The sequence below is a fragment of the Paraburkholderia sp. GW821-FHT02A12 genome, assembly GCF_059422005.1.
This window is the reverse complement of sequence record NZ_JBWKWA010000001.1, coordinates 3,591,318-3,616,141: the sequence shown is the minus strand read 5'-3', so window position 1 is coordinate 3,616,141 and position 24,824 is coordinate 3,591,318. Positions and strand designations below refer to the sequence as shown.

At 66.0% G+C, this 24,824-nt stretch carries 20 protein-coding genes; 13 read left to right on the top strand and 7 right to left on the bottom strand.

Features of this window, described 5'->3' with window-relative positions; translation table 11 throughout:
* Nucleotides 1–13: 13 nt before the first annotated feature.
* From AC07WT_RS16450 to AC07WT_RS16395, 12 genes are all read left to right on the top strand, one after another.
* On the top strand, nucleotides 14–1,723 hold the full coding sequence (locus AC07WT_RS16450) for an ApeI family dehydratase (protein WP_494947774.1): 1,710 nt from the start codon (nucleotides 14–16) through the stop codon (nucleotides 1,721–1,723).
* Nucleotides 1,723–3,450 (top strand): glycosyltransferase family 2 protein, encoded by a 1,728-nt coding sequence (locus AC07WT_RS16445; protein WP_494947773.1) that lies wholly within the window; start codon nucleotides 1,723–1,725, stop codon nucleotides 3,448–3,450. The genes AC07WT_RS16450 and AC07WT_RS16445 overlap by 1 nt, the downstream gene beginning before the upstream one ends.
* Nucleotides 3,437–5,044, top strand: coding sequence for an HAL/PAL/TAL family ammonia-lyase (locus AC07WT_RS16440; protein ID WP_494947772.1), 1,608 nt, complete (start codon nucleotides 3,437–3,439; stop codon nucleotides 5,042–5,044). Before AC07WT_RS16445 ends, AC07WT_RS16440 begins: the two co-directional genes overlap by 14 nt.
* Nucleotides 5,041–5,472, top strand: a complete 432-nt coding sequence (locus AC07WT_RS16435; RefSeq protein ID WP_492590616.1) for an acyl-CoA thioesterase — start codon at nucleotides 5,041–5,043, stop codon at nucleotides 5,470–5,472. Before AC07WT_RS16440 ends, AC07WT_RS16435 begins: the two co-directional genes overlap by 4 nt.
* A complete protein-coding gene (locus AC07WT_RS16430) occupies nucleotides 5,460–6,122 on the top strand; it encodes an outer membrane lipoprotein carrier protein LolA (RefSeq protein WP_494947771.1) in 663 nt (220 codons plus the stop codon). The genes AC07WT_RS16435 and AC07WT_RS16430 overlap by 13 nt, the downstream gene beginning before the upstream one ends.
* Nucleotides 6,122–8,608, top strand: a complete 2,487-nt coding sequence (locus AC07WT_RS16425) for an MMPL family transporter (protein ID WP_494947770.1) — start codon at nucleotides 6,122–6,124, stop codon at nucleotides 8,606–8,608. The genes AC07WT_RS16430 and AC07WT_RS16425 overlap by 1 nt, the downstream gene beginning before the upstream one ends.
* The gene (locus AC07WT_RS16420; protein ID WP_494947769.1) at nucleotides 8,605–9,789 is read left to right on the top strand and encodes a beta-ketoacyl-[acyl-carrier-protein] synthase family protein; all 1,185 of its coding nucleotides are present in this window, start codon (nucleotides 8,605–8,607) and stop codon (nucleotides 9,787–9,789) included. The genes AC07WT_RS16425 and AC07WT_RS16420 overlap by 4 nt, the downstream gene beginning before the upstream one ends.
* 8 nt (nucleotides 9,790–9,797) lie before the next feature.
* Nucleotides 9,798–10,283, top strand: a complete 486-nt coding sequence (locus AC07WT_RS16415; RefSeq protein WP_492590620.1) for a hotdog family protein — start codon at nucleotides 9,798–9,800, stop codon at nucleotides 10,281–10,283.
* On the top strand, nucleotides 10,280–11,005 hold the full coding sequence (locus tag AC07WT_RS16410) for a 3-ketoacyl-ACP reductase FabG2 (protein ID WP_492590621.1): 726 nt from the start codon (nucleotides 10,280–10,282) through the stop codon (nucleotides 11,003–11,005). Before AC07WT_RS16415 ends, AC07WT_RS16410 begins: the two co-directional genes overlap by 4 nt.
* On the top strand, nucleotides 11,005–12,231 hold the full coding sequence (locus tag AC07WT_RS16405; protein ID WP_494947768.1) for a beta-ketoacyl-ACP synthase: 1,227 nt from the start codon (nucleotides 11,005–11,007) through the stop codon (nucleotides 12,229–12,231). Before AC07WT_RS16410 ends, AC07WT_RS16405 begins: the two co-directional genes overlap by 1 nt.
* On the top strand, nucleotides 12,228–13,457 hold the full coding sequence (locus AC07WT_RS16400) for a beta-ketoacyl-[acyl-carrier-protein] synthase family protein (RefSeq protein WP_494947767.1): 1,230 nt from the start codon (nucleotides 12,228–12,230) through the stop codon (nucleotides 13,455–13,457). Before AC07WT_RS16405 ends, AC07WT_RS16400 begins: the two co-directional genes overlap by 4 nt.
* An 81-nt stretch (nucleotides 13,458–13,538) precedes the next feature.
* Nucleotides 13,539–13,961 (top strand): signal peptidase, encoded by a 423-nt coding sequence (locus AC07WT_RS16395; RefSeq protein WP_492590624.1) that lies wholly within the window; start codon nucleotides 13,539–13,541, stop codon nucleotides 13,959–13,961.
* A gap of 37 nt (nucleotides 13,962–13,998) precedes the next feature.
* On the opposite strand, the gene AC07WT_RS16390 is transcribed toward AC07WT_RS16395, so the two are convergent.
* The gene (locus AC07WT_RS16390) at nucleotides 13,999–14,727 is read right to left on the bottom strand and encodes a class I SAM-dependent methyltransferase (RefSeq protein ID WP_494947766.1); all 729 of its coding nucleotides are present in this window, start codon (nucleotides 14,725–14,727) and stop codon (nucleotides 13,999–14,001) included.
* Nucleotides 14,728–14,868: 141 nt separating this feature from the next.
* Between AC07WT_RS16390 and AC07WT_RS16385 the strand changes: the two genes are divergently transcribed.
* Nucleotides 14,869–16,107 carry an NAD(P)/FAD-dependent oxidoreductase gene (locus tag AC07WT_RS16385; protein ID WP_494948441.1) on the top strand — a complete coding sequence of 413 codons (1,239 nt, stop codon included), beginning with the start codon at nucleotides 14,869–14,871 and terminating at the stop codon, nucleotides 16,105–16,107.
* Between the two features lie 88 nt (nucleotides 16,108–16,195).
* Here the strand turns inward: AC07WT_RS16385 and guaD are convergent, their stop codons facing one another.
* The 6 genes from guaD to AC07WT_RS16355 form a co-directional block, all read right to left on the bottom strand.
* The gene (gene guaD / locus AC07WT_RS16380) at nucleotides 16,196–17,533 is read right to left on the bottom strand and encodes a guanine deaminase (protein WP_494947765.1); all 1,338 of its coding nucleotides are present in this window, start codon (nucleotides 17,531–17,533) and stop codon (nucleotides 16,196–16,198) included.
* A 111-nt stretch (nucleotides 17,534–17,644) separates the two neighbouring features.
* Nucleotides 17,645–18,703, bottom strand: a complete 1,059-nt coding sequence (locus AC07WT_RS16375; RefSeq protein WP_494947764.1) for an adenosine deaminase — start codon at nucleotides 18,701–18,703, stop codon at nucleotides 17,645–17,647.
* Nucleotides 18,704–18,785: 82 nt separating this feature from the next.
* The gene (xdhC, locus tag AC07WT_RS16370) at nucleotides 18,786–19,802 is read right to left on the bottom strand and encodes a xanthine dehydrogenase accessory protein XdhC (protein ID WP_494947763.1); all 1,017 of its coding nucleotides are present in this window, start codon (nucleotides 19,800–19,802) and stop codon (nucleotides 18,786–18,788) included.
* Nucleotides 19,803–19,924: 122 nt separating this feature from the next.
* Complete coding sequence (gene xdhB, locus AC07WT_RS16365) at nucleotides 19,925–22,345, bottom strand: xanthine dehydrogenase molybdopterin binding subunit (protein WP_494947762.1); 2,421 nt, start codon at nucleotides 22,343–22,345, stop codon at nucleotides 19,925–19,927.
* Nucleotides 22,345–23,892: a xanthine dehydrogenase small subunit gene (xdhA, locus tag AC07WT_RS16360; RefSeq protein ID WP_494947761.1), complete on the bottom strand. Its 1,548-nt coding sequence runs from the start codon at nucleotides 23,890–23,892 to the stop codon at nucleotides 22,345–22,347. The genes xdhB and xdhA overlap by 1 nt, the downstream gene beginning before the upstream one ends.
* Before the next feature lie 402 nt (nucleotides 23,893–24,294).
* Nucleotides 24,295–24,804 (bottom strand): disulfide bond formation protein B, encoded by a 510-nt coding sequence (locus AC07WT_RS16355; protein WP_492593707.1) that lies wholly within the window; start codon nucleotides 24,802–24,804, stop codon nucleotides 24,295–24,297.
* Nucleotides 24,805–24,824 lie beyond the last annotated feature (20 nt).

Genomic DNA, 24,824 nt, shown 5'->3' with positions numbered 1-24,824 from the left:
GGCGGGAGGCCGCATGATCGCGTTGCACGATCTGCTGTCGGCAACGCATGGCACGGCGGCCGCTCATGCTCCTGTGAATGCGCCGGTATGCCGCGATGGCGGCACGGTGCTCGACCGCGTGGCGTTTCGCGCGCGCGTGTCGCGCCTGGTAGCGTGCTTGCGCGAGCAGGACGTGAAACGTTACGCGCTGTGCATCGACGATCCGTTCGATTTCGCCTGCACGCTGTTCGCGTTGTTCGCGTGCGGCAAGGAGCCGGTGATTCCGGCGAATGCGACCCCCGGCTATCTTGCCGATCTCGCCGATGCCTACGACGCCGTGCTGACCGATGCGGACCTGCCGGCGTTCGTGCCGGCGCCGGCCGAAGCGCAAGCAATCACCGATCACGCCATCGATCCGCAAGCCCCGTTGACGCTCTACACATCGGGCAGCAGCGGCACCCCCAAGCCGATCCGCAAGACGCTCGCGCAATTCGACGCCGAAGTGCATACGCTCGAAAAGCAGTGGGGCGTCCTGATCGGCGACGCGACGATGCTCGCAAGCGTGCCGCATCACCATATCTACGGTTTGCTGTTTCGCGTGTTGTGGCCGCTCGCCGCCGGCCGCGCGTTCGACCGCGCAATCAGCATCGAGCCGCTGCATTTGCAAACGCAAATCGCGCAATGCGGCGCGGCGGCGATCGTTTCGACGCCCGCGCAATTGTCGCGCTGGCCGGCGTTGCCCGGCTTCGCCGCGTTGACGCCGGCGCCGCACGCGTTCTTCTCATCCGGCGGCCCGCTCGCACTGGAAGCCGCACAGGAATACGCGGCCGCCTACGGCGCCGCGCCGCTCGAAATCTACGGCAGCACGGAAACCGGCGGCATCGCGTGGCGCCGCCAGGATCAGACCGATGCATGGCAACCGGTGGCGGGCATCGAAGTGCGCCGCGACGAAGACGGTGCACTCAACGTTCGCTCGCCCCATCTCGACCACCGCGGCTGGCATCGTACCGACGACAAGATCGCCTTCGATGCCGATGGCCGCTTCCGCCTGCAGGGCCGGCTCGATCGCGTGCTCAAGCTTGACGGCAAGCGCGTGTCGCTGCCGGAACTCGAAGCGCGTCTCGCGCTGCATCCGTATGTCGCGCAAGCGGCGATCGCGCCGTTGGAAGGCGCGTCGCGCGAGCGCGTCGGCGCGGTGATCGCGCTGACTGAAGCGGGTAGCGAGGCATTGCGCGGCGAGGGCCGCGTGCTGCTCGCGCAAACCTTGCGCCGCCATCTGTCCGCGTATTTCGATGCGGTGGTGCTGCCGCGCCATTGGCGCTTTCGCATCACGTTGCCGTTCGATGCGCGCGGCAAGTTGCCGGTGGCCGCCATCGCGGCCGCTTTCGACGTCCGTGCGGACGGCGTCGAAGTGCTCGCCGAAGCGCGCTCTGCCGACACGCTGCATTACGAACTGCGCGTGCCGCCGACGCTCGTGCATTTCGCCGGCCACTTTCCCGGCCTGCCGATTTTGCCGGGCGTCGTGCAGGTCGACTGGGCGATGCGTCTGGCCGCCGAGCATGTGCCGGCCGTGCGCCAGCTTGCGTCGATCGACCGGCTCAAGTTCATGGCGCCGGTGCCGCCGGGCGCGCTGCTGAATCTGACGCTCGCGCACGATGCCGCACGTCGGCGCGTGCAGTTCGCGTATCGGCTGGACGGACGCGAATGCGCGTCCGGTGTGATCGTGTATCGGGAGCCCGCGTGATGAGCTTCGTCCCGTGCATCGTCATTCCGATCTACAACCACAAAGAGGCGATCGGCGCGACCGTCGCCAATCTGGCGGTGCACGGTCTACCGCTCGTCGTCGTCGATGACGGCAGCGACGCGGCGACCCAGCAGGTGCTCGCCGCGCTCGCCGAGCACTACGCAGGCCAGCTCACGCTGCTGCGCTTGCCGGTCAACGGCGGCAAAGGCGCGGCGGTGATGGCGGGTCTGCGGGCGGCGCGCAAAGCGGGCTACACGCACGCGTTGCAGATCGACGCCGACGGCCAGCACGACGCCACCGACGTGCCGCGTTTCATCACAGCCGCGCAAGCCGAACCGGGCGCGGTGATCCTGGGCCGTCCGGTCTACGACGACAGCGTGCCGAAGTCGCGCCTCTACGGCCGTTATCTGACGCATGTGTGGGTGTGGATCGAAACGCTCTCGCTGACGATCCGCGATTCGATGTGCGGCTTCCGTCTGTATCCGCTCGCGCTGGTCTGCGAGCTGATCGACCGCGTGCGATTGCCGACGCGGATGGACTTCGACATCGAGATTCTCGTGCGTCTCCATTGGCGGCGCGTGGCGTTCCGCTCGATCCCCACACGTGTCACCTACGCCACCGACGGCTTATCGCATTTCGACGTGCTGTGGGACAACGTGCGTATCAGCCGCAGTCATACGCGGCTCGTGTTCGGCATGCTGTGGCGTCTGCCGATGCTGCTCGCGCACAAAGCGATGCCGCGGCGTCGGTCCGTTTGCGCGTCAACTGCAGGCGAGCAGGAAGCGCAGCACTGGTGGCGTATCGCCGAGCGCGGCAGTCACCTGGGCATGTCCTTGCTCGCGCTCAGCTGCAAGCTCTTCGGCCGGCGTTTTACCGCACTCTGGCTGCATCCGGTCGTCGCGTATTTTCTGCTGACGGGACGCGCCGCGCGCGAAGCGTCGAGCGACTACTTCATGCATCTCAGCCGCGCTGCGCCGCAGGAGCGCACGCCGCGTCCGGGATGGCTGTCGGCGTATCGCCACATGCTGGCGTTCGCGCAATCCGGCTTCGACAAGCTGGCTGCATGGTCCGGCCGTGTCAGCAACGCGGACGTCCAGTTCGACGATCCGTCGGCCTTCGAAGCGCTGGTCGCGAGCGGCAAGGGCGCGCTCGTGATCGGCGCGCATCTCGGCAATCTGGAGATGACTCGCGCGCTCGCCGCGCAAGGCGCGCACGCGAAGGTCACGGCGGTCGTCTACACGGAACACGCGCGGCGCTTCAATAGCGTGCTGGCGTCGGCGAACAGCGAGTTCGCGCGGCATCTGCTCGAAGTCAGCGACTTCGGGCCGCAGACCGCGATGATGATGCAGGAGCGCGTCGATGCGGGCGAGTTGCTGGTGATCGTCGGCGACCGCGTGCCCGCGCACGAAACGGGCCGCACGACCGAAGCGCAATTTCTCGGCTCGGCCGCGCCGTTCGCGCAGGGCCCGTATGTGCTCGCGCACGCGCTGGGTTGCCCGGTCTATCTGTTCTTCTGCCTGAAAGAGCGCGACGGTTATCACCTTTATTTCGAGCCGTTCGCCGAGCGCATCGAGTTGCCGCGCCGCGAGCGCGCGCAGCATCTGGCGGCGTGGGCGCAGCGTTATGCGGCGCGTCTCGAACACTATTGCCGCAAGGCACCTTATCAATGGTTCAACTTTTTCGATTTCTGGGCCAGCCCCAAGCGAGGCGCGAATGGCCGAACATGATCTGATCGACGACGCAAATGTGAACGCACAGGCTGCTCAAGCGGCGCAGGTGGCGCAGGTGGTGATCGGCGGCCGCAAGCTGACGATCGAAGAGGTCGTCGCGATCGCACGGCATCGCGCGCCGGTTGCGTTGAGCGCCGATCCGGCATGGCGCGCGCGCATCGAACGCGGCGCGGATTTCCTGCGGCGGCATCTCGCGGCGGGCGCGACCGTGTATGGCGTCAACACCGGTTACGGCGACGCTTGTGTGGTCGACGTGCCGATGGAACTGGTCGAAGCATTGCCGCTGCAACTGACGCGCTATCACGGCTGCGGCATGGGCGCCTATCTCGACGACTCGCAGACGCTTGCGGTGATCGCCGCGCGCCTCAACTCGCTGGCCTATGGTTTTTCCGGCGTGCGTACCGTGTTGCTCGAACGGCTGGCCGATCTGATCAACCATCGCGTGCTGCCGCGCATTCCGTCCGAGGGATCGGTCGGCGCGAGCGGCGATCTGACGCCGCTCTCGTATGTGGCCGCTGCATTGGCGGGCGAGCGTGAGGTCGTGTTCGAAGGTCGCTTGCGCGACGCGCGCGAAGTGTGGACCGAACTCGGCCACGTCCCGTTGACGCTCGCGCCGAAAGAAGGCCTCGCGCTGATGAACGGCACGGCGGTGATGACGGGCCTCGCGTGTCTCGCGTTCGCGCGAGCCGATCATTTGACGCGGCTGACGGCGCGCCTCACGGCGCTCTCGACCGTCGCGCTCGACGGCCGCGCCGCGCACTTCGACGCGATGCTCTTCGAAGTGAAGCCGCACGCGGGCCAGGCCGAAGCCGCCGCGTGGATTCGCGCCGATCTGGCAAAACGCGACGATACGCCGGGACATCGCTTGCAGGACCGGTATTCGATTCGCTGTGCGCCGCATGTGATCGGCGTCGCGCGCGATGCTTTGTCGTGGGTGCGCCGCGATGTCGAGAACGAACTGAACAGCGCCAACGACAACCCGCTGATCGACCCGGACAACGAACGCGTGCTGCACGGCGGCAACTTCTACGGCGGCCACATCGCGTTCGCGATGGACGCGCTGAAGACGGCAGTCGCCAATCTCGCCGATCTGATGGACCGGCAACTCGCGCTGCTGGTCGACGTGAATTTCAACAACGGCTTGCCGCGCAATCTGTCGGGCGCCGCGCCGGCGCGTGCCGCGATCAATCACGGCTTCAAGGCGGTGCAGATTTCGTCGTCCGCATGGACGGCCGAAGCGTTGAAGAACACGATGCCCGCGAGCGTGTTTTCGCGTTCGACCGAAGCGCACAATCAGGACAAAGTGAGCATGGGCACGATCGCCGCGCGCGACTGTTTGCGCGTGCTGGAGTTGACCGAACAGGTCGCCGCCGCGCACACGCTGGCAACGGTGCAGGCCGCACGCTTGCGCTTGAGGATCGACAGCGCGACGCCGATCCCCGCGCCGCTGCAACGGTTCATCGATAGCGTGACGGCGCAATCGCCGTTCGTCGATGAAGACCGCGCTTTGGAACATGAACTGCGTGCGTTGACCGCGCGCATCGCCGCTTGCGAGTTGCTGGACGACTATCGCGGAGGCGCGAACGCATGACCGAATCCCGCAAAGTGCTCACGGCGAGCGCGACAGTCGAAGTGCCGTTTCACGATGTCGATGCGATGAACGTGTGCTGGCACGGCCACTATCTGAAGTACTTCGAGATCGGCCGCGCCGCGCTGCTGCGCACGTTCGACTACGACTATCGCGAGATGCAGGCCTCAGGCTATCTGTGGCCGGTCGTCGAGGCGCATCTGAAGTATGTACGGCCGGCCACCTACGGTCAGCAGATCGAAGTGCGCACGCAACTGCTCGAACACGAAAACCGCCTGAAAATAGGCTATGAAATCGTCGACTGCGCATCCGGCGCGCGGCTGACGAAGGGTTACACGATTCAGGTCGCCGTCGATGCCGCGACGCAGGAATTGCAGTTCGTGTCGCCGCCCGTCGTCTTCGACAAACTGGAGCGCGCATGGGCACGATGAAGTTCCGCGGCATGGTGGCGGCCATGTTGTTCACGTTAAACGCGACGGCGGCCATACCCGCATTGGCGGCGGCTGCCACGCCTGAGGCAGGCAACCCCGCCCTCGTCTCGCAGATCGCCTCGCATCTCGCGCAAGCGAAGGGCGTTCGCGCGCAATTCACGCAGACACAAACGCTCGCCGCGATGAAGCAGCCGCTCGTCAGCACCGGCTCGCTGCTGTTCTTTCGCGAGCGCGGCGTGATCTGGCAGATCGACACGCCATACAAAGCCACTTACGTGATCACCGATGCAGGCGTCGCCGAAATCAACGCCAACGGCCAGCGTGTGACGGCACACAGCGCGCAAGGCGCCCGCGGCGTCGCGCAGGTGTCGAAGATGATGCACGCGATGCTCGGCGGCGATCTGTCGGCGCTGTACTCGCAATTCGACGTGCAAGCCGAAGGCAGCGCCGCGCAATGGCGCATGCAGCTCACGCCGAACCAGCCGCAACTCGCGCAATCGATCAAAGGTTTGCAGATGAACGGCGGCGACTATCTGCAAAGCCTGCGCATCACGCTGGCGAACGGCGACGTCACGAAGCTCGACTTCGCGAAGAGCGCGGCGCTCACCGAGCCGACGCCCGCCGAGCGCACTTTGCTCGGGGCGCCGTAATGCAGGTGCTGCAACGGCGGTCCGCGAAACAGGCGTGGGGCATGCGCGCCGCGTGGCTGCTGCTCGCGCTCGTCGCGGCGCTGTACTGCGGCTGGCGTTTCGCCGGGCCGTCGCCGTTGCAGACCAATCTGCTCGCGTTGTTGCCTGCTACTGAAGCGGACCCGGTCGCCGAAAAAGCGGTCGATACGCTGGCGAGCGCGCTCGGCGACCGCACGGTATTTCTCGTCACCAGCCACGACGACGCGCACGCGAAAGCGGCGGCCAGACAACTCGGCGCGTCATTGCGGAAGAGCGGCGCGTTCGGCTCGGTGACGGCGGAATTGCCGCCGTTCGACCTGTCGCAGATTGCCGCGTTGTACATGCCGTATCGCTTCGGCCTGCTGACGCCTGCGGACCGCGCGGCGCTGGCTGGCGGTTCGGCCACGTCATTGCACGACGCCCTCGCTCAACGCATCTACAGCCCATTGCGTGGCGGCCTGACCACGCCGCTCGCCGACGATCCGTTCGGCTGGCTCGAACACCGGCTCGCGGACCTGCCGCTGGCAACCTCGAGTCTCGAACTCGAAGACAACCTGCTGGTTGCGCATCGCGGCGCCGCCACCAGCGTGCTGATCGTCGCGACGCTGCCGGGCTCCGCATACGAATCGAAGACGCAGCACGCCGTGCTCGATGCGCTCGCGCGCGGCGAGAGCGCGTTGAAACAGTCGTTCCCCGACGTGTCGGTCGCACGAACCGGCGCGGTGTTCTATGCGGAATCGGCGCGCAGCGCGTCCGAGCGTGAGGTGCATCTGATCGGTGTCGCGTCGCTGTGCGGGATCGCGCTGCTGATGCTGTGGGTGTTCCGCTCGCCGCGTCTGCTCGTGCTCGGCTTCGTTTCGACGGCGCTCGGCATCGTCTGCGCGCTGGCCGTGACGATGCTGGTGTTCGGCAAGCTGCATCTGTTGACGCTGGTGTTCGGCGCGAGCCTGATCGGCGAAGCGGTCGACTATTCGATTCAGTATTTCGTCGTCTATCTGGGCGGCGGGCGCGATTGGGATGCGCGGCGCGGCGCCCGCGCAGTGCGTCCGGCGTTGACCGTGGCGCTCGCCACCAGCCTGCTTGGTTACGCGATCCTGACCTGGGTGCCGTTTCCCGCGCTCAAGCAGATCGCGTGCTTCGCGATGGTCGGCATTGTGACCGCCTTCGCCTCCGTACTGTGGCTGTTGCCGGCGCTGCTCCCGGGTGCGCCCAAACGTGGTCCGCGGCGCCTGTTCGCCGGGGCCTCGCGTTTGCTCACGGTGTGGCATCGGACGATTGGCGGCAAGCGTGCGTGGTTCGTGGCGGCGCTGTTGCTGATCGTCGCGATTCCGGGCTGGTTGCGGCTCACAAGCGATGACGATATTCATTTGCTGATCCAGCGCGATCCGTCACTGGTCGCGCAGGAAAACAAGGTGCGCGACGCGGTCGGTGTCGATAACAGCGCGCAGTTTTTTGTCGTGCGCGGCGAGACGCCGGAACTCGTGCTGCAACGCGCCGAAGCGCTGGGCGCGAAACTGGATACTTTGAACGGCACCGCGAACAAGGTTGGCAGCTATCGGTCGGTCGCTCAATTCGTGCCGTCCGCGAAGCAGCAGAATGAAGACCGCGCGTTACTCGCGCAGCATGTATTCAACGATCCGGCGGCGTTGCGCGCAACGCTGCTTCAGGCGGGCTTCAAAGACGAAGTCGCCGACGCGTGGCTCGCCGCCTATGCAAAGCCGCAGCCGCTGCTGACGGTCGATAAGTGGCTCGCCGCACCGTGGTCGCAACCCTACAGGCATCTGTGGCTCGGCGAAGTCGATGCGGCCGCGAGAGCCTATGCGGCCGTCGTGATTCCGCAAGGCGTGACGCCGCAAAACGAACCCGCGCTGATCGCCGCGGCGCACGCGTTGCCTGGTGTCGCTTTTGTCGACAAGGCCGCGAGCGTGTCGCAGCTGTTCGGCGCGTATCGCGTGGATAGCGGCTGGTGGCTCGGCGGTGCGTTGGCGCTGGTGCTGATGTTGCTGATGCTGCGTTACGCCCCGAAGGAAGTCCCCTTGGGGGGCGCCCCGAAGGAAGTCCTCCGCCCCGAAGGAAGTCCACTTGGGGGATTGGGGGACCGCGTGCGCGGCGGCGTCGCCGTGACGCTGCCGGTGCTGCTCGCGGTCGGCGTCACACTGGCGGTATTCGGCTACGCTCACGTGCCGCTCAATCTCTTCAACTGGCTCGCGCTAATGCTGGTGCTCGGCGTCGGCGCAAACTATGCCGTGTTCCTGCGTGAAGGCTGTTTGCGCACGGACGCCGATCTCGGCGCGGTGTGGACCGGCGTGCTGCTGTCGGCGGCGACTACGCTGCTGTCGTTCGGCATGCTCAGCATGAGCGCGATGCCCGCGCTGAAGAGCTTCGGCGCCACGCTTGCGCTCGGCATTGCGGTGTCGGTGCTGCTCGCGCCGATCGGCATGCCATCGGAATCAAGGAGGGCCGCATGAACGCGCCACCCGTTTATTTGCACGCGCTCGGCATGATCAACGCGCTCGGCGGCGATCTCGATGCGATCGTTCCCGCGCTGGCCGCAGCGCACGCGCCTGGCATGGCGCATGCGCATACCGGCATCGGCGAGGCGTTTGTCGGCAGCGTGTTCGCACCGCTGGATCTCGCGCCGCCGGCTTCGCTCGCACGTTACGATTGCCGCAACAACCGGCTGCTGCTCGCCGCCCTCGCGCAGATCGCACCCTCGATCGAAGCGGCGCGCGAGCGTTACGGCGCGCATCGGATCGGTGTGGTGCTCGGCACCAGCACGTCCGGCATCGAGGCGGCCGAGGCCGCATTCGTCTACCAGGCGCAAGCGGGCGACTTGCCGGCCAACTTCAATTACCGGCAGATGGAGATCGGCACCGCCGCGCCGTTCGCCGCCGCCGCGCTCGGTCTGCACGGTCCCGCGTACACGATCTCGACCGCTTGCACGTCGAGCGCGAAAGCCTTCGTGTCGGCGCGCCGGCTGCTGCAATTGCGACTCTGCGACGCCGTGGTGGTGGGCGGCGTCGACTCCCTGTGCGAGCTGACGGTGCAAGGTTTCGCGTCGCTCGAATCGACCAGCACGGTGCGCAGCAATCCGATGAGCCGCAACCGCTGCGGGATCAACGTCGGCGAAGGCGCCGCCGTGTTCCTGATGAGCCGGGCCGAAGGCGCGGTGAGGCTGGCGGGCGCAGGGGAATCGAGCGACGCGCATCACATCTCCTCGCCGGATCCGCAAGGCATCGGCGGCGAACTCGCGTTGCGCGAGGCGCTGGCCGATGCGGGCGTCGCGCCTTCGGCGATCGGCTATGTGAATCTGCACGCCACCGCCACGCGCAAGAACGACGAGATGGAAGCGAATCTGATGGCGCGCGTGTTCGCTGAAGGCGTCGCGACCAGCGGCACCAAGCCGCTGACCGGTCATCAACTCGGTGCGGCGGGGGCGACCGAACTCGGCTTCGCATGGCTGACGCTGGCGCATGAAAATGTCGCGTTGCCGCGTCATCTGTGGGACGGCGAAGCAGATCCGGCGTTGCCGGCGCTGGAGCTCGTCGAGAGCGAGCGGTTTTTGCCGCGCGGCACAGGCGCGCAATATGTGATGAGCAATTCGTTTGCTTTCGGCGGCAGCAATGTCAGCCTGATCCTCGGCCGGTGACGCGCGCAATGACTCAGACGCTCCCTATCCACGATCTCGTGCGGCAACCGATCGACGCGATCCTGCCGCATCGCGGCACCATGTTGCTCATCGACGCGGTGAGCACGTTCAGCGATGAAGCGCTGAGCGCACTGGCCACCGTGCATGCCGACGCATGGTATGCGGACGCAGACGGCGCGATGCCCGCGTGGATCGGCATCGAGCTGATGGCGCAGGCGATCGCCGCGCATGTCGCGCTGCGGGCGATGCGCGCGGGCGGCGGCGCGCGTCCGGGCGTGCTGCTCGGCTCGCGCAGCTACAAGGCGCTCGTGCCGGCCTTCACGAGCGGCGCGCAATTGCGCATCGGCGTGACAGAATTGCTGCGCAGCGAAGAGGGCCACAGCGCCTACGAATGCACGATCCACCACGGCGACGTGAGTTGCGCCGAGGCGGTCGTCAAAGTGTTTCAACCACCCGATTTTCGGTCATTCATCGAGGGGAGTTTCAGTTCATGAGCCGGCGTGTTCTCGTTACCGGCGCAAGCCGCGGCATCGGCCGCGCGATTGCGTACAAGTTGGCCGCCGACGGCTTCGCGGTGTCCGTGCATTGCCGCACGGGCCGCAGCGAAGCCGAAGCGGTCGCGACGGGCATCGCCGCGCAAGGCGGCGCGGCGCGCGTACTGCAATTCGACGTGCGTGAGCGCGCGGTGTGCCGCGAAGTGCTCGAAGCGGACGTGGCCGCGAACGGCCCGTACTACGGCATCGTGTGCAGCGCGGGCGTGACCCGCGACGCCGCCTTCCCGGCGCTCACGGAAGAAGACTGGGACATCGTGATCGAGACCGGTCTCGATTCGTTCTACAACGTCGTCCATCCGCTGACCATGCCGATGGTGCGCGCGAAGAAGGGCGGGCGCATCGTCACGATCGCGTCGGTGTCGGGCGTGATGGGCAATCGCGGCCAGGTCAACTACAGTGCCGCGAAGGCCGGTCTGATCGGCGCGACCAAGGCGCTCGCCGTCGAACTGGCGACGCGCAATATCACCGTCAATTGCGTCGCGCCCGGCTTGATCGAAACCGGCATGCTCGACGACGTGCCGCTCGAACACGCACTAAGAACGGTGCCGATGAACCGCGTCGGCCAGCCTGCCGAAGTGGCGTCCGTGGTCAGCTTCCTGATGTCGGATGCGGCCTCGTACGTCACGCGCCAGGTGATCGGCGTCAACGGCGGGATGGTGTGATGAAACGCGTCGTCATTACCGGCATGGGCGGCGTCACGGCGTTCGGCGACCGCTGGGACGAAATCGAAGCGCGCTTGAAGAGCGGCGTGAACGCGGTGCGGCGCATGCCCGAATGGGATTATTTCGAGTCGCTGCATACGCGGCTCGCGTGCCCGTTGCCCGGCTTCACGACGCCCGTGCATTATCCGCGCAAGAAAACCCGCTCGATGGGGCCGGTGTCGCTGTACGCGGTGCGCGCGAGCGAACTGGCGCTGGCCGATGCCGGTCTCGCCGAAGACGAGCGCATCAGGGACGGCCGCATGGGCGTGGCGTACGGTTCGTCGTCCGGATCGATCCAGCCGATTCGCGCGTTCGGCACGATGCTCGAAACCGGCTCGATGAGCGACGTCACGTCGAACAGCTACGTGCAGATGATGCCGCACACCACGGCGGTCAACGTCAGCCTGTTCTGGGATCTGAAAGGGCGCATCGTGCCGACCTCGTGTGCGTGCGCGTCGGGCAGCCAGGCGATCGGCTACGCGTTTGAGGCGATTCAGGCGGGCAAGCAGACGCTGATGCTGGCGGGCGGCGCGGAAGAATTGTCGGGCCCGGCGGTCGCCGTGTTCGATACGCTGTACGCGACCAGTACGCGCAACGACGAGCCGCATCTGACGCCGCGTCCGTTCGATGCCGCGCGCGACGGCCTCGTGATCGGCGAAGGCGCGGCTACGCTGGTGCTCGAAGAATACGAACACGCGATGGCGCGTGGCGCGCGGATTCACGCGGAGATCGTCGGCTTCGGCTGCAACTCGGACGGCGCGCACATGACGCAGCCGACCGCCGACACCATGGCGCTCGCCATGCAACTCGCGCTCAGCGATGCGCAACTGCCGCCGCAAGCGATCGCCTACGTGAACGCGCACGGCACCTCCACGGATCGCGGCGACATCGCCGAAAGCTATGCGACCGCGCGGACCTTCGGCGAGCGCATGCCGATCAGTTCGCTGAAGAGCTATGTCGGCCATACGCTCGGCGCGTGCGGCGCGCTCGAAGCGTGGTGGACCATCGAGATGATGAAGCGCAACTGGTACGCGCCGACCTTGAATCTGACCGACGTCGATCCGGCTTGTGCGCCGCTCGACTATATCGTCGGCAGCGGACGCACGATCGACGCCGAACACGTGATGAGCAACAACTTCGCGTTCGGCGGCATCAATACGTCGCTGATTTTCAGGCGCGTCCGATGAGCGTGGCGCTGCAACGCGTGGTCGTCACCGGCATGGGCATCGTGTCGTGTCTCGGCAATACGCTCGACGAAGTCTCCGCCGCGCTGCGCGCGGGCCGCTCGCGCATCGAGAGGATCGACGCATGGCGCGAGCGCGGCTTTGCGAGCCAGGTGGCGGGCGTGGCGTCGGTGGTTGACGAGCCGCCGTTCGAGCGCAAGTTCGAGCGCTTCATGGGCGATACGGCGCGCTTCGCGTGCCACGCGGCCCGCAAGGCGATCGACGACGCCGGGCTCGATCCGGCCGCGTTGCGCTCGCCGCTGGCGGGCGCGGTGATCGGCTCGGGCGTCGGCTCGCTGGCGAGCTACGACGCGGCGCTCGCGATCGCCGCCGCGCGCGGCGCCGATAAAGTGCCGCCCTATGCGGTACCGCAGTCGATGAGCAGCACCGCTTCGGCGAATGTCGTGCAGATGTTCGGGATCGAGGGCGCGAGCTATTCGCCGTCGTCCGCCTGTACGAGTTCGGCGCTCGCGATCGGCCAGGCCATGCAACTGATTCAGACCGGCCGCCAGCAGATCGTGCTGGCCGGCGGCAGCGAAGCGCTGCACGACAACATGACGCTGCTGTTCGGCGCGATGGGTGCGCTGTCGCGCGGCTTCAACGACACGCCGCAGCGTGCATCGCGTCCCTACGATACGGCGCGCGACGGCTTCGTGATCGCCTCGGGTGGCGGCGTGCTGCTGCTCGAATCGCTCGATCACGCGTTAGCGCGCGGCGCGCGCATTTACGCGGAGCTCACCGGTTTCGGCGACTGCACCGACGGCGCCGGCATGGTCACGCCGCACGCCGCCGGCATCGCGCGCGCGATGCGCGGCGTGGTGAAGGAAGCAGGCAAGCGCCCTGATTACGTCAACACCCATGCGCCGTCCACGCCGCTTGGCGACGTCGAGGAACTGCACGCGTTGAGCGCGGTATTCGGCGGCGACGTGCCACCGTTTTCTTCGACCAAAGGCCTGAGCGGTCATCCGCTGGGCGCGTGCGGCGCGCACGAGGCGATCTACACCTTGCTGATGATGCGCGACGGTTTCATCGCCGGGACAGCGGGTATCGAGACGCCGGATGCGAGCGTGGGCGAGATGCCGCTGGTGCGCGCGTCGCGCGACGCGCGCATCGACACGGCGATGTCGGTTTCATTCGGGTTCGGCGGCAGTTGCGCGAGCCTGATGTTCGACGCCTGGAAGGGCGTGTGAAGTCGCTATGAAGTCGCTACGAAGCGGCCACGAAGTGACCATGAAGTACCGTCAACTCTAAAGACAACAAAGGCAAGAACAATGAAAAAAAGTTTCGTACTGGTCGCGCTGGCGGCCGTGGTGCTGACGCAGGCGGGCTGCGCGACCCAGGTGAAGTCGCTGCCGCTCGAGGCGGCGGGCGCGCAGTCGACTGGCGGCGTCCCGGTGTATTTCGGTTCGCAGGCGCATCCGGCGGTAAGAAGCCAGTTGGGCGACGTGTCGTATTCGGTGCGGATCGCGCGCAAGGAGGCGGACGCCGACGAAGCGTGCCACCAGGCCCTCGCCGAAGCCGTGCAGAAACTGCGCAAAGCCGCGCAGGATCGCAACGCGAACGCGGTGATCGACGTGTCCACGCGCTTTCACAGCATCGAGACCGCTTCGCCGACCGACTTCACCTGCGGCGTGAGCGGCAGCGCCGCGGCGATCGCGGTGAAGGGGCAACTCGTCGTGCTCGAGAACAACTAAGGTGTCCGAGGGCGGCGCACGGCGCCGCTTATAACGTCTAGCCGGTCTTGATCGCCGCGACATTGACCAGCGTCTCGCGGCGCTTGCCGGGTTGCGGATGGGACAGGCCGATGCGTTCGAGCAGGCCGAAGTCTTTCGCGCGGCTCCACCAGAGATAGGGCAGCGAGACGTTGCGCGGGCCGAACCCGAAGCCGGCGCCGCGGATCATGTCGAGGTAGCCGTCCGCGCTTTTCTGCACCTGCATCGGGTGGCGGAACAGCAGGCGGATCACCCACGACTTGATGTACGCGTCGGTGGATTCGGCGAACAGCAGGATGCCGCCCGGTTTGAGCACGCGCCGAAACTCGGCGAGCGCGCGGTCCTGCTCGACGAGATGATGGAAGGTTTGATGGCAGAACACGATGTCGGCGCAGGCATCGGGCAGCGGCAGTTTCGCGCAGTCGGCGTGCAGCAGTTCGATATCGGCGACTTTATCGCGGCAGCCGTTGGCGGCCCCGGCGGCGAGCGCGAGCGACGGCTCGTGAAAATCGACGCCGACAATGCGGCGCGGCCTGAACGCATCGGCGAGCAGGCGGAACGAAATGCCTTGCCCGCAGCCCACGTCGACGATCACCGGCGCATTGGGCAGCGGCGTATCGATCAGGCGTTTGAGATCGTTGATGGCGACCCGCAGCACATGATGTTCCCAGGTATGGGTGCGCAGGAACCATACCCCGAATGCCGTTTCCGGCACGAACGGCACGCTGGATGTTTCGGATGGCGACACGCTGGCTTCCCCCGCAGATGTTGTTGTTTCTGCTGCGATGCGCGTCATTGTAATGGCAAGTAAGGCGGCGTAGTGCGCCGTCAAAAGCAGGCAAATGATCGAATGACCGAGGCAAACTTGAACAAGAATTCGTCTAAACGCATGACCGCCGACGTGGCGATTATCGGCGCCGGTCCGGCTGGCGCGGTCGCGGCGGCATTACTGCGCAAAGCGGGCCGCTCGGTGCTGGTGCTCGAACGCCAGCATTTCCCGCGCTTTTCGATCGGCGAGAGTTTGTTGCCGCAAAGCATGGCTTACCTCGAGGAGGCGGGCATGCTGCAAGCGGTGGTCGAGGCCGGTTTCCAGTACAAGAACGGCGCGCATTTCATCTACCGGGATCGATCGTCGGCGTTCGATTTCCGCGACAAGCATTCGGCGGGGTGGGGCACCACGTATCAGGTCGAGCGCGCGGTGTTCGACGATCTGCTGATTCGCTGCGCGGCGCAGCAGGGCGCCGATGTGCGCTTCGGCCACACGGTCCGCGCGATGCAGCCTGGCGAACCGGGCCGGCCGGACAAAAACCCGCTGCTCGACGTAATCGACGAAGCGCAGAACGCGTACGAAATCGAGGCGCGCTGCGTATTCGATGCGAGCGGTTTTGGCCGCGTGCTGCCGCGTTTGCTGAACCTCGAAGCGCCGACCGGAATGCCGACGCGCGCCGCGATTTTCACGCACGTGCGCGACGGCATTCCGGCGGGCGCGACCGATCGCAGCAAGATCTGCGTGGCCACGCATCCGGAGCGCCGCGACGTGTGGTTCTGGATGATTCCGCTGGCGGGCGGACGCTCGTCGGTGGGCTGTGTGGCTGAAGCGAGTTTTCTCGACGTGCCGGAAGCGGAGCGCGATGCGAAGCTGCGCGCTTTGATCCAGCAGGAACCCACGTTTGCCTCGTTGATCGGCAACGCGCCGTTTCTGATGCCGGTGCGCCATATCGGCGGTTACGCGGCGAATGTCGAGCGTTTGCATGGGCCGGGTTACGCGCTGCTGGGCAACGCGGGCGAGTTTCTCGATCCGGTGTTCTCTTCGGGTGTGACGATTGCGCTGCGCTCGGCGCATCTGGCTGTGCAGACGTTGAACCGGCAACTGGACGGCGAGCGGGTCGACTGGTCCGCTGCTTACGACGTGCCCTTGCGCAAGGGCATCGATACGTTCCGCGCGTTCGTCGAGCGCTGGTACACGGGCGAGTTGCAGGACATCATCTTCTATCCGGATCAGACGCCGTCGATCCGGCGGATGATCGGCGCGGTACTCGCGGGTTATGCGTGGGACGAGACGAATCCGTATGTCGCCGATCCGGTCAGGCGGCTGAATGCGCTGCATGAGGTTTGCATGCAGCAGTGATCGAGCTGAACGGATAACCCAAAAAAAACGGCGCTTCGATTGCGAAGCGCCGTTTTTTATCCGCTGCCTGAATCGAATCAAGCTCGAATCAAGCCGCGATCTTCGTCGCACGCGGCGCAGGCTGACGCCCGCCGTCGCGACGATGTACGCGCTTGCCCGCCGCATACGTTTCGTAGATCGCGCGATCGTCGCCGAGCAGCGCGAACGCGAACAGCAATTCTTCGAGCGACTCGGTGCGCGCGGTGCGACGTGCGAGCAGCGGCGTCGCTTGCGGGTCGAGCACGACGAAGTCCGCTTCCGAGTTCGGCTTCAACGTGCCGACCTTGTCCGCCAGATCGAGCGCCTCGGCCGCGCCGGCGGTGGCGAGATAGAACATGCGCGTGGCCGTCAGATGATGGCCGGTCAGACGCGCGACCTTGTGCGCTTCGTTCATCGTTTGCAGCATCGAGAACGAGGTGCCGCCGCCCACGTCGGTCGCGAGCCCGATCGGCATGCCGGCTTCATCGGCCTTGTCGAAGTCGAACAGACCGCTGCCGAGGAACAGGTTCGAGGTCGGGCAGTGCGACGCAACCGTGCCGGTTTGCGCCATGCGCTTGCGATCTTCCTCGTCGAGGTGGATGCAATGGCCGTACACCGCGCGGCGGCGCAGCAGGCCGTAGTGATCGTAGATGTCCAGATAGCTGCGGTGGCCGGGGAACAGATCGGCGACCCATTTCACTTCGTCGGTGTTTTCGGCGACGTGGCTCTGGATGAAGATGTCCGGATGCCTGGCCGCCAGCACGCTGCACGCTTCGAGTTGCGCTTCGGTCGAAGTCGGCGCGAAACGCGGCGTGAGCGCATACATCTGTCGTCCGCGGTGGTGCCAGCGGCCGATCAGCTCGGCGCTGTCGTCATAGCCCGATTGCGCGGTGTCGCGCAGAAACTCGGGGCAGTTGCGGTCCATCAGCACCTTGCCGGCCACCATGCGCAGATTGCGCGTCTCGCTTTCGGTGAAGAGCGCATCGGCCGAATCCTTATGCACCGTGCAATACACGAGCGCGGTGGTCGTGCCGCAGGCCAGCAATTCGTCGACGAAAAAGCTCGCCGTGTCGCGCGCGTAGGCCGGATCGCCGAAGCGGCGCTCGGTCGGGAACGTGTACGTATCGAGCCAAGGCAGCAGCCCCGGCGCCGGCGACGCGATCATGTCGGTCTGCGGATAGTGGATGTGCGTATCGATGAAGCCCGGCACGATCAGCTTGTCGCGCATGTCCTGCAGCTGGGTGCCGGGCGCGAGCTGCGCGGCGAGCGCCGCATAGGCACCCGCCGCGACCACATGGCCGCCTTCGACGATCAGCAGACCGTCTTCGTCGAAGACCGCCGCATTGGACGATTGCGCGGGATCGCCGTTGAAGGTCAGCAGTTGTGCGCGGTAAGCCGATTGAGTCATGGAAAAACCGTCTCCGAATGTGAAAAGCTAAACAGCGCGGACGGCGGCTCGATCCTGGCTCTCCTGTCGCTTGCGAGCCCGTGCCGCCGCCGGCTGCCAAACATCGGCCCGTCAGTGCGGACCGCTTTGATGCCAGTGCGCGTCGAGCTTCGCGATCAGTTCGCTGCGTTGCTCGGGCGTGACGAACGACGCTTCGAAGCTGTTGCGGATGATCGTGTAGACCTCGGCATCGTTGAGCTTCAACGCGTCGATGGTGGCGAAATAGTTGGCGTTCACGTAGCCGCCGAAGTAGGCCGGGTCGTCGGAATTCACCGTGACGGCGACGCCGCGATCGAGCAGGTCCTTCAGCGTGTGCCTGGTCATGTCGTCGAACACGCAGAGCTTCAGGTTCGACAGCGGACACACGGTCAGCGCGACGCGCGTGTCGGCGAGGCGCGTGACCAGCGCCGGATCTTCGATGCTGCGCACGCCGTGATCGACGCGGTCCACTTTCAGCAGATCGAGCGCTTCGTAGATATACGACGGCGGACCTTCCTCGCCCGCGTGCGCGACCAGCTTCAGACCGAGCGCGCGCGCCCTGGCGAACACGCGCTCGAACTTCGAAGGCGGATGGCCGCGCTCCGACGAATCCAGCCCGACGCCGATCAGACGATGCTTGTACTGCTCGAAGAGCGGCAACGCTTCTTCGAACGTGGCGAGCGCGTCTTCCTCGGACAGGTGGCGCAGGAAACACAGAATCAGCTTGCTCGTCATGCCGCGCTGTTCGGCGTCGGCCAGTGCGCGTTCGATGCCTGCCACGACGGTGGCGATCGGCACGCCGCGTTCGGTGTGCGTCTGCGGGTCGAAGAAGATTTCGCTGTGAATCACGTTATCGGCGAGGCATCGTTCGACATACGCCATCGTCATGTCGTAGAAGTCCTGCTCGTGCAGCAGCACGCTCGCGCCGGCGTAATAGATGTCGAGGAACGATTGCAGATCGGTGAACGCATAGGCTGCGCGTAATGCTTCGATCGAGTCGTAGGCGAGCTTCACGCCGTTGCGTTCGGCGAGCGCGAAGATCAGTTCGGGTTCGAGCGAACCTTCGATATGGATATGCAACTCGGCCTTCGGTGCGCGCGCGGTTTTCTCAGCGAGTGACGCAGCGGTAGTGGTAGTGGTAGTGGTGTTCATGGGCCATTCTTCCAGGGTTCGTTGGAGTCGTTTGCGCCGGAATGCAATGAGCGTTGCGTGAGGCGGTCAGGTCATCAGGCTATCAGGCCGTCTGCGCCGCATGATGCGTGCCCGCGTTCGCCTCGACGGCCTGCAGCACTTGCGCAGCCGCGGAGATCGCGATGATCTCCGGCGACTTGTCGACGATGCCGTCCACGCCGAGCGGGCACTTCATCCGCGCGATCTGCGACGGATCGATGCCGCGCGCGGCGAGCCGATGCTCGAACTGCTTGCGCTTGCTGTGCGAACCGATCATGCCGAAGAACGCGAAGTCGCCGCGCCGCAAGATGCGTTCGGCCAACTCGAGATCGAGCGCATGGTTGTGCGTCATCACGATGAAGTACGTGTTCGGCGCGGCCTGGTCGATCGCTTCGTCGGGGGCGTCGTTCGGATCGATCTGCACGTTCGGCGCATGCGGCGTGTCCGCGGGCGGAAACTGCGCGTCGCGTTCATCGACCCAGCGCACGCGGCAGGGCAGCGTGGCGAGCACGCGAACCAGCGCCGCGCCCACGTGACCTGCGCCGAACAGCACGACCGCGAAGTCGCCTGGCGCGATGGTCTCGGTGAGCAGCGCGCCGCTGTCGTCGAAGCCGGCGCCGTCCCACAACAGGCAGTCGGCGGCATCGACGCCGGGCTCGGGGTCGGACAGCATCACCACATCCGGTGCGGGGCCGAATGATACGCTACGCACCGTCGAAAGACCCGCGGCCACGCGTTTCGCAAGCGACGTGATCCAGCCGAGGTCGCCGATGTCGAGGCGCTCGAACGCGAGAATCACCGCTCCGCCGCAGCATTGACCGAGACTGGGCCCGAGCGCGAAGCGTTCGAGGCGGCGCATATACGGCGAGCGCATGCCGTCGCGCAGCACCTGGCGAGCGGTCTCGATGGCTTTCCATTCGAGGTGTCCGCCGCCAATCGTGTGCTTGGCCGAATCGCGCGTGACGATCATCTTGGTGCCGGCTTCGCGGGGCGCCGAACCCTCGACGCGCGCGACCGTCACCAGCACGGCGGCGTCGCCGTGTGCGAGCAGTTGTTGCAGATCGGGTAGCCAGGCTTGCATCCGGCAGTTCTCCATGCGTGGCCGTGCGGGGTGTCCGTGCGGCCGGTTGAGTGTGGTCTGAAGCGTTCGTGCCGCGTCAGGCCTTCGCTTTGTCTGCTTTGCTAACGTGCTTGACGGCGTGCTTAAGCGGTTGTGTCGGTGATGGCCGGATCGGTTGCCATTGCGGTTAGCGTGGGCGCTTGCAATGCGTCCAGCGCATCGAGAATCGCCTCAGGCGTGGCGGGTGCGCGCAGCGGCGGCGCATTGTCCGCGCCGGGCGCCGCGGCCGCAACCGCGTCGCGAATCGCGAGGAACACCGAGAACGGCAGCAACAACGGCGGCTCACCGACCGCCTTCGAGCGGAACACGGTCGGCTCGGCGTTCCGATTGCGATACAGCCGCACATGGAACGCGGCGGGCGTATCGCTCACAGCAGGAATCTTGTACGTCGACGGCGCGTGCGTCATCAGGCGGCCATCGCGGTTCCACCACAGTTCTTCGGTGGTGAGCCAGCCCATGCCCTGAATGAAACCGCCTTCCACCTGGCCGATGTCGATCGCCGGATTGATCGACTGGCCGGCGTCGTGCAGCATGTCCGCGCGCACCAGTTTCCATTCGCCGGTCAGCGTGTCGACCACGACTTCCGACACCGCCGCGCCATAGGCAAAGTAATAAAACGGGTGACCGGTCAGCGTTTTCGCGTCCCAATGCACTTTCGGCGTCGTGTAGAAACCATCGGACCACAGCTGCACGCGCGCCAGATACGCGGCGCCGACCAGTTGCTCGAACGGCATCGCCCCGCCGTTCACCGACACTTCGCCGTTGGCGAATTCCACGGCGTCCGCGGTGCCGCCGAGCTGCTTCGCGGCCAGTTCGGCGAGGCGTCCGCGAATCGTTCGGGCGGCGGCTTCAGCGGCTTTGCCGTTCAGGTCGCTGCCGGTCGAGGCGGCGGTCGCCGAGGTATTGGCGACCTTCGACGTATCGGTCGCCGTCACGCGCACGCGCGAGAGCGGCAAACCGAGTTCGCTCGCCACCACTTGCGCGACCTTTGTGTTGAGCCCCTGGCCCATCTCGGTGCCGCCGTGATTGACGAGCACCGAGCCGTCCTTGTACACATGCACCAGCGCGCCGGCCTGATTCAGAAACGGCACATTGAACGAGATGCCGAACTTCACCGGCGAGAACGCGATGCCGCGTTTGAGCACCGGACTCTTCGCGTTGAAGGCGGCCAGCGCCGCGCGGCGTGCGCGGTAGTCGCTGGAGGCCAGCAGGTCATCGGTCAGCGGCGCGATGATGTTGTCTTCGACGCGTTGTCCGTACGGCGTCGTATCGCGCTCGCCGATACCGTAGTAATTGGCGAGCCGCACGTCGAGCGGATCGCATTTCAATTGACGCGCAATGCTGTCGAGCATCACTTCCATCACCAGCGCGCCTTGCGGACCGCCGAAACCGCGGAACGCGGTGTTCGATTGCGTATTGGTCTTGCAGCACAGCGCGACGATATCGACGTCGGACAGGTAGTACGCGTTGTCGAAGTGGCAGACGGCGCGCGTGGCCACCGCGCCGGAAAGATCGGCGGAATAGCCCGCTCGCAAAGCGATTTCGACGCGCGCGCCGAGAATGCGGCCGCTGTCGTCGAAGCCGGCTTCGTATTCGTAGACCGCGTCGTGCCGCTTGCCGGTGATCATGAAATCGTCGTCGCGGTCGGCGCGCAGTTTGACCGGACGGCGCAGCAGTTTCGCCGCCAGCGCGGCGACACACGCGAACAGCGCCGATTGCGATTCCTTGCCGCCGAAGCCGCCGCCCATGCGCCGGCATTCGCATACGACGTTGTGCGCCGGCCAGCCGAGCATATGCGCGACCACCTGCTGCATTTCGCTCGGATGCTGCGTCGAACTGTAGACGAGCATGCCGTCCATTTCTTTGGGCACCGCGTAGGCGACCTGGCCCTCGAGATAGAACTGCTCCTGACCGCCCACTTCGAAGGTGCCGCTGATCTTATGCGGCGCGGCGGCGATTTTCGCGTCGGGCTCGCCGCGTTTCAGATGCAGCGGCGGCAGCACGAACTGTTTCGCGGCCTTCGCTTCGCCAGGCGTGAGGATCGCTTCGAGCGGCTCGTAGCGGATTACGTCGTCGCTCTTTGCGAGCGCGGCGGCGCGGCGTGCAAGGTCATGCGTTTCGGCGATTACCGCGAACACCGGCTGACCGAGATACAGCACTTCGTCGACGGCGAGAATCGGGTCGTCGTGCAGCACCGGGCCGCAGTTGTTCTCGCCGGGAATGTCCGCGGAACTCAGCACGGCGATCACGCCCGGCGCGTTTCTCACCGCCTCCAGGTCGATCGAGACGATCCGTGCGTGCGCATGGCGCGACAGCCCGAGCGCCGCGTGCAGCGTGCCTTGCAGTTCGGGGACGTCGTCGGTGTAGGTGGCCTCGCCGCTCACGTGCAGCGCGGCGGATTCATGCGGCAGCGGCGCGCCGATCGCCGTCTCGCGGTCATGTACGGCTGGGTGCTGTTCAACCCGCTTTTCCGCATGTTCGACGAAAGCATCGGTCCGGTTCATCACGACGGCTCCTTCGCGACGGCCGCGTCCGGTGCGCCGGCTTCGAACGCGAACGCATTCACGTCGAAGAGGGCGAGCGGCGCGTCGTCGCGCGTTTCGAGGTAGAAGCGCCACAGCAGGTTGCGCGCTACCTTCAGTCGATAGGCGCTCGAGGCGCGCATGTCGGTGAGCGGCTGGTAATCGGCGACGAGTGCGTTCATCGCTTGCCGCGCGGTGCTTTCGTCCCACGTCGCGCCGTTCAGCACGGCTTCGGTTTGCGCGGCCCGCCTGGGCGTGGCGGCCATACCGCCGAACGCGATGCGCGCTTGCCTGATCGCGCCGTTTTCGCCGATATGCAGCGCGAACGCGGCGCATACCGCGGAGATGTCCTGATCGTAGCGCTTCGACACCTTGTACGTGCGAAAGCGCAGATCGCGCGGCGGACGCGGCACGCGCAGCGCGGCGACGAATTCGCCGGCCGCGAGGGCGCTCTTCTGATAGCCGAGGTAGAACGCGTCGAGCGGCAGCGTGCGGGTTTTCGGGCCGTGCCGCAGCACGACTTCGGCGCCGAGCGCGAGCAGTGCGGGCATCGAATCGCCGATCGGCGAGCCGTTCGCGACATTGCCGCCGAGCGTGCCGGCATTGCGGATCGGCAGCGAGGCGAAGCGCGTCCACAGTTCGGCCATCTCCGGGTAGTCGACGGCGAGTGCCGCGTAGGCGTCTTCGAGCGTGACGGCGGCGCCGATCGTCAGCGTCTGCGCGTCGCGCTCGATCGTCTTCAATTCGGCGACGTTGCCGATATACAAAATGTCGCCGAGATCGCGGAACTGCTTGGTGACCCACAGGCCGACGTCGGTGCTGCCCGCCAGCAGGCGCGCGTGAGGATGCGCGGCGCGCAGCCTGGCGAACGCCTCGAGCGTGAGCGGCGCGCGGAAGGTGGGCGTGCCGAAGGCGGCGCCGCGCGTGTCGGGCGCGCTGTATTCGAAAGTGTCGCGGCGCTGGATTCCGCGCAGTTTTTCGACGACGGCTGCCCGGTCCAGCGCGACGCGCGGGTATTGCGAATAGTCGAACATCTTCTGCGCCGCCTCGACGATCGGCCGGTAGCCGGTGCAGCGGCACAGATTGCCGGATAAGGCGGCGTTGATTGCGTCGCGGGTGGGCAGGCCCGCGGCGGCCGGCTGGTTTTCGTACAGCGCCCACATCGACATCACGAAGCCGGGCGTGCAGAAGCCGCATTGCGAGCCGTGACAATCGACCATGGCCTGTTGCACAGGGTGGAGGGCGCCGTCGGCGGCGCGCAGGTCTTCGACGGTGAAGAGGGCTTTGCCGTCGAGTGTCGGCAGGAACTGGATGCACGCGTTGACCGCTTTCAGCGCGAGGCCGCCTGGCCCGTCGAGTTCGCCGACCACGACGGTGCAGGCGCCGCAGTCGCCTTCCGCACAGCCTTCCTTGGTGCCGGTGCAATGCAAATCCTCGCGCAGGTGCTGGAGCACGGTGCGCGACGCAGGCACGTCCGCGACTTCACGGACGGCCCCCTGATGGTAAAAACGGATGGTTTGCGTTGTCATGGCGAATCCGAAAGACATTGCGGACCGGGCGCGCGTTACGCATGGGGTCGTGCCAAAACCGGCCTCGCGCACGTAGATCGCCATCCATGTTCGAAGATATCACCACCTTGTCCCGAAAATATTTCCCATGTCGCATGAAGCTTATTCGGAAGCGGTCATGAGATAAGTACGATTCGTGCGAAGCCGGGAAGTTGCGTGAGGCGGGGACGGAGGCTGCACAGCCTTGCGGGGCGGGGCGCAGTGGGGGAAGAGAGTGGGCCGGCGGGGGGCAAAGCGGGATTGACGGCGGGATTCAAAGCGGGATTCAAAGCGGGATTCGCTCGGGGCGGGTCGCATTAAAACACCGGGCTTTGGGCCAGCCGCAAATGCGGGTGGCCCAAAGCCCGGTGCGAAGCCAAAGAATCAGCTGACCCGGTTGCGATTGCGGTACAGGCTCAGCGCCAGCGGCACGAAAGCCACCACGAACGCCACCAGCGACCACGCCGGCAAAGACAGACCAAGAATCGGCGGATACGGCGTTTCGCAAAGCCCGGCAACCTTGAACACACCCGGCAGCCAACGTGCGGGCGGCAAGCTGTCGACCAGCGGCTGCAGCGCGTCGAAGCCGCAGCTGAAGCCCGGATTCGCCTGAACATACACATGCCGCGCGGCCGTCACGATGCCGGCCAGCGCCGACAGGACGGCCATCGCTTCCAGCAGACGCACGCCGCGCCAACTGTTGAAGCGCGCGCCGAGGAACGCAAAAATCGCGATCAGCAGGAAGAAGTAACGCTGGATGATGCACAGCGGACACGGGTCTTCGTGCTTGAAGTACTGCAAATACAGTGCGCCGGCCACCAGCCCCACGCAGATCAGGCCAAGCAGAACCAGCAGGGAGCGCTCGCGGCGCAGCATTACGTTGTCATTGTTCATGGATCGTGTAGCGGTCGATG

What these genes read in the sequence shown, in the direction of transcription:
- AC07WT_RS16450 (WP_494947774.1), top strand. Translation starts at nt 14, where the DNA reads ATGATCGCGTTGCACGATCTGCTGTCGGCAACGCATGGCACGGCGGCC.
- AC07WT_RS16445 (WP_494947773.1), top strand. Translation starts at nt 1,723, where the DNA reads ATGAGCTTCGTCCCGTGCATCGTCATTCCGATCTACAACCACAAAGAG.
- AC07WT_RS16440 (WP_494947772.1), top strand. Translation starts at nt 3,437, where the DNA reads ATGGCCGAACATGATCTGATCGACGACGCAAATGTGAACGCACAGGCT.
- AC07WT_RS16435 (WP_492590616.1), top strand. Translation starts at nt 5,041, where the DNA reads ATGACCGAATCCCGCAAAGTGCTCACGGCGAGCGCGACAGTCGAAGTG.
- AC07WT_RS16430 (WP_494947771.1), top strand. Translation starts at nt 5,460, where the DNA reads ATGGGCACGATGAAGTTCCGCGGCATGGTGGCGGCCATGTTGTTCACG.
- AC07WT_RS16425 (WP_494947770.1), top strand. Translation starts at nt 6,122, where the DNA reads ATGCAGGTGCTGCAACGGCGGTCCGCGAAACAGGCGTGGGGCATGCGC.
- AC07WT_RS16420 (WP_494947769.1), top strand. Translation starts at nt 8,605, where the DNA reads ATGAACGCGCCACCCGTTTATTTGCACGCGCTCGGCATGATCAACGCG.
- AC07WT_RS16415 (WP_492590620.1), top strand. Translation starts at nt 9,798, where the DNA reads ATGACTCAGACGCTCCCTATCCACGATCTCGTGCGGCAACCGATCGAC.
- AC07WT_RS16410 (WP_492590621.1), top strand. Translation starts at nt 10,280, where the DNA reads ATGAGCCGGCGTGTTCTCGTTACCGGCGCAAGCCGCGGCATCGGCCGC.
- AC07WT_RS16405 (WP_494947768.1), top strand. Translation starts at nt 11,005, where the DNA reads ATGAAACGCGTCGTCATTACCGGCATGGGCGGCGTCACGGCGTTCGGC.
- AC07WT_RS16400 (WP_494947767.1), top strand. Translation starts at nt 12,228, where the DNA reads ATGAGCGTGGCGCTGCAACGCGTGGTCGTCACCGGCATGGGCATCGTG.
- AC07WT_RS16395 (WP_492590624.1), top strand. Translation starts at nt 13,539, where the DNA reads ATGAAAAAAAGTTTCGTACTGGTCGCGCTGGCGGCCGTGGTGCTGACG.
- AC07WT_RS16385 (WP_494948441.1), top strand. Translation starts at nt 14,869, where the DNA reads ATGACCGCCGACGTGGCGATTATCGGCGCCGGTCCGGCTGGCGCGGTC.
- guaD (WP_494947765.1), bottom strand. Translation starts at nt 17,533, where the DNA reads ATGACTCAATCGGCTTACCGCGCACAACTGCTGACCTTCAACGGCGAT.
- AC07WT_RS16375 (WP_494947764.1), bottom strand. Translation starts at nt 18,703, where the DNA reads ATGAACACCACTACCACTACCACTACCGCTGCGTCACTCGCTGAGAAA.
- xdhC (WP_494947763.1), bottom strand. Translation starts at nt 19,802, where the DNA reads ATGCAAGCCTGGCTACCCGATCTGCAACAACTGCTCGCACACGGCGAC.
- xdhB (WP_494947762.1), bottom strand. Translation starts at nt 22,345, where the DNA reads ATGAACCGGACCGATGCTTTCGTCGAACATGCGGAAAAGCGGGTTGAA.
- xdhA (WP_494947761.1), bottom strand. Translation starts at nt 23,892, where the DNA reads ATGACAACGCAAACCATCCGTTTTTACCATCAGGGGGCCGTCCGTGAA.
- AC07WT_RS16355 (WP_492593707.1), bottom strand. Translation starts at nt 24,804, where the DNA reads ATGAACAATGACAACGTAATGCTGCGCCGCGAGCGCTCCCTGCTGGTT.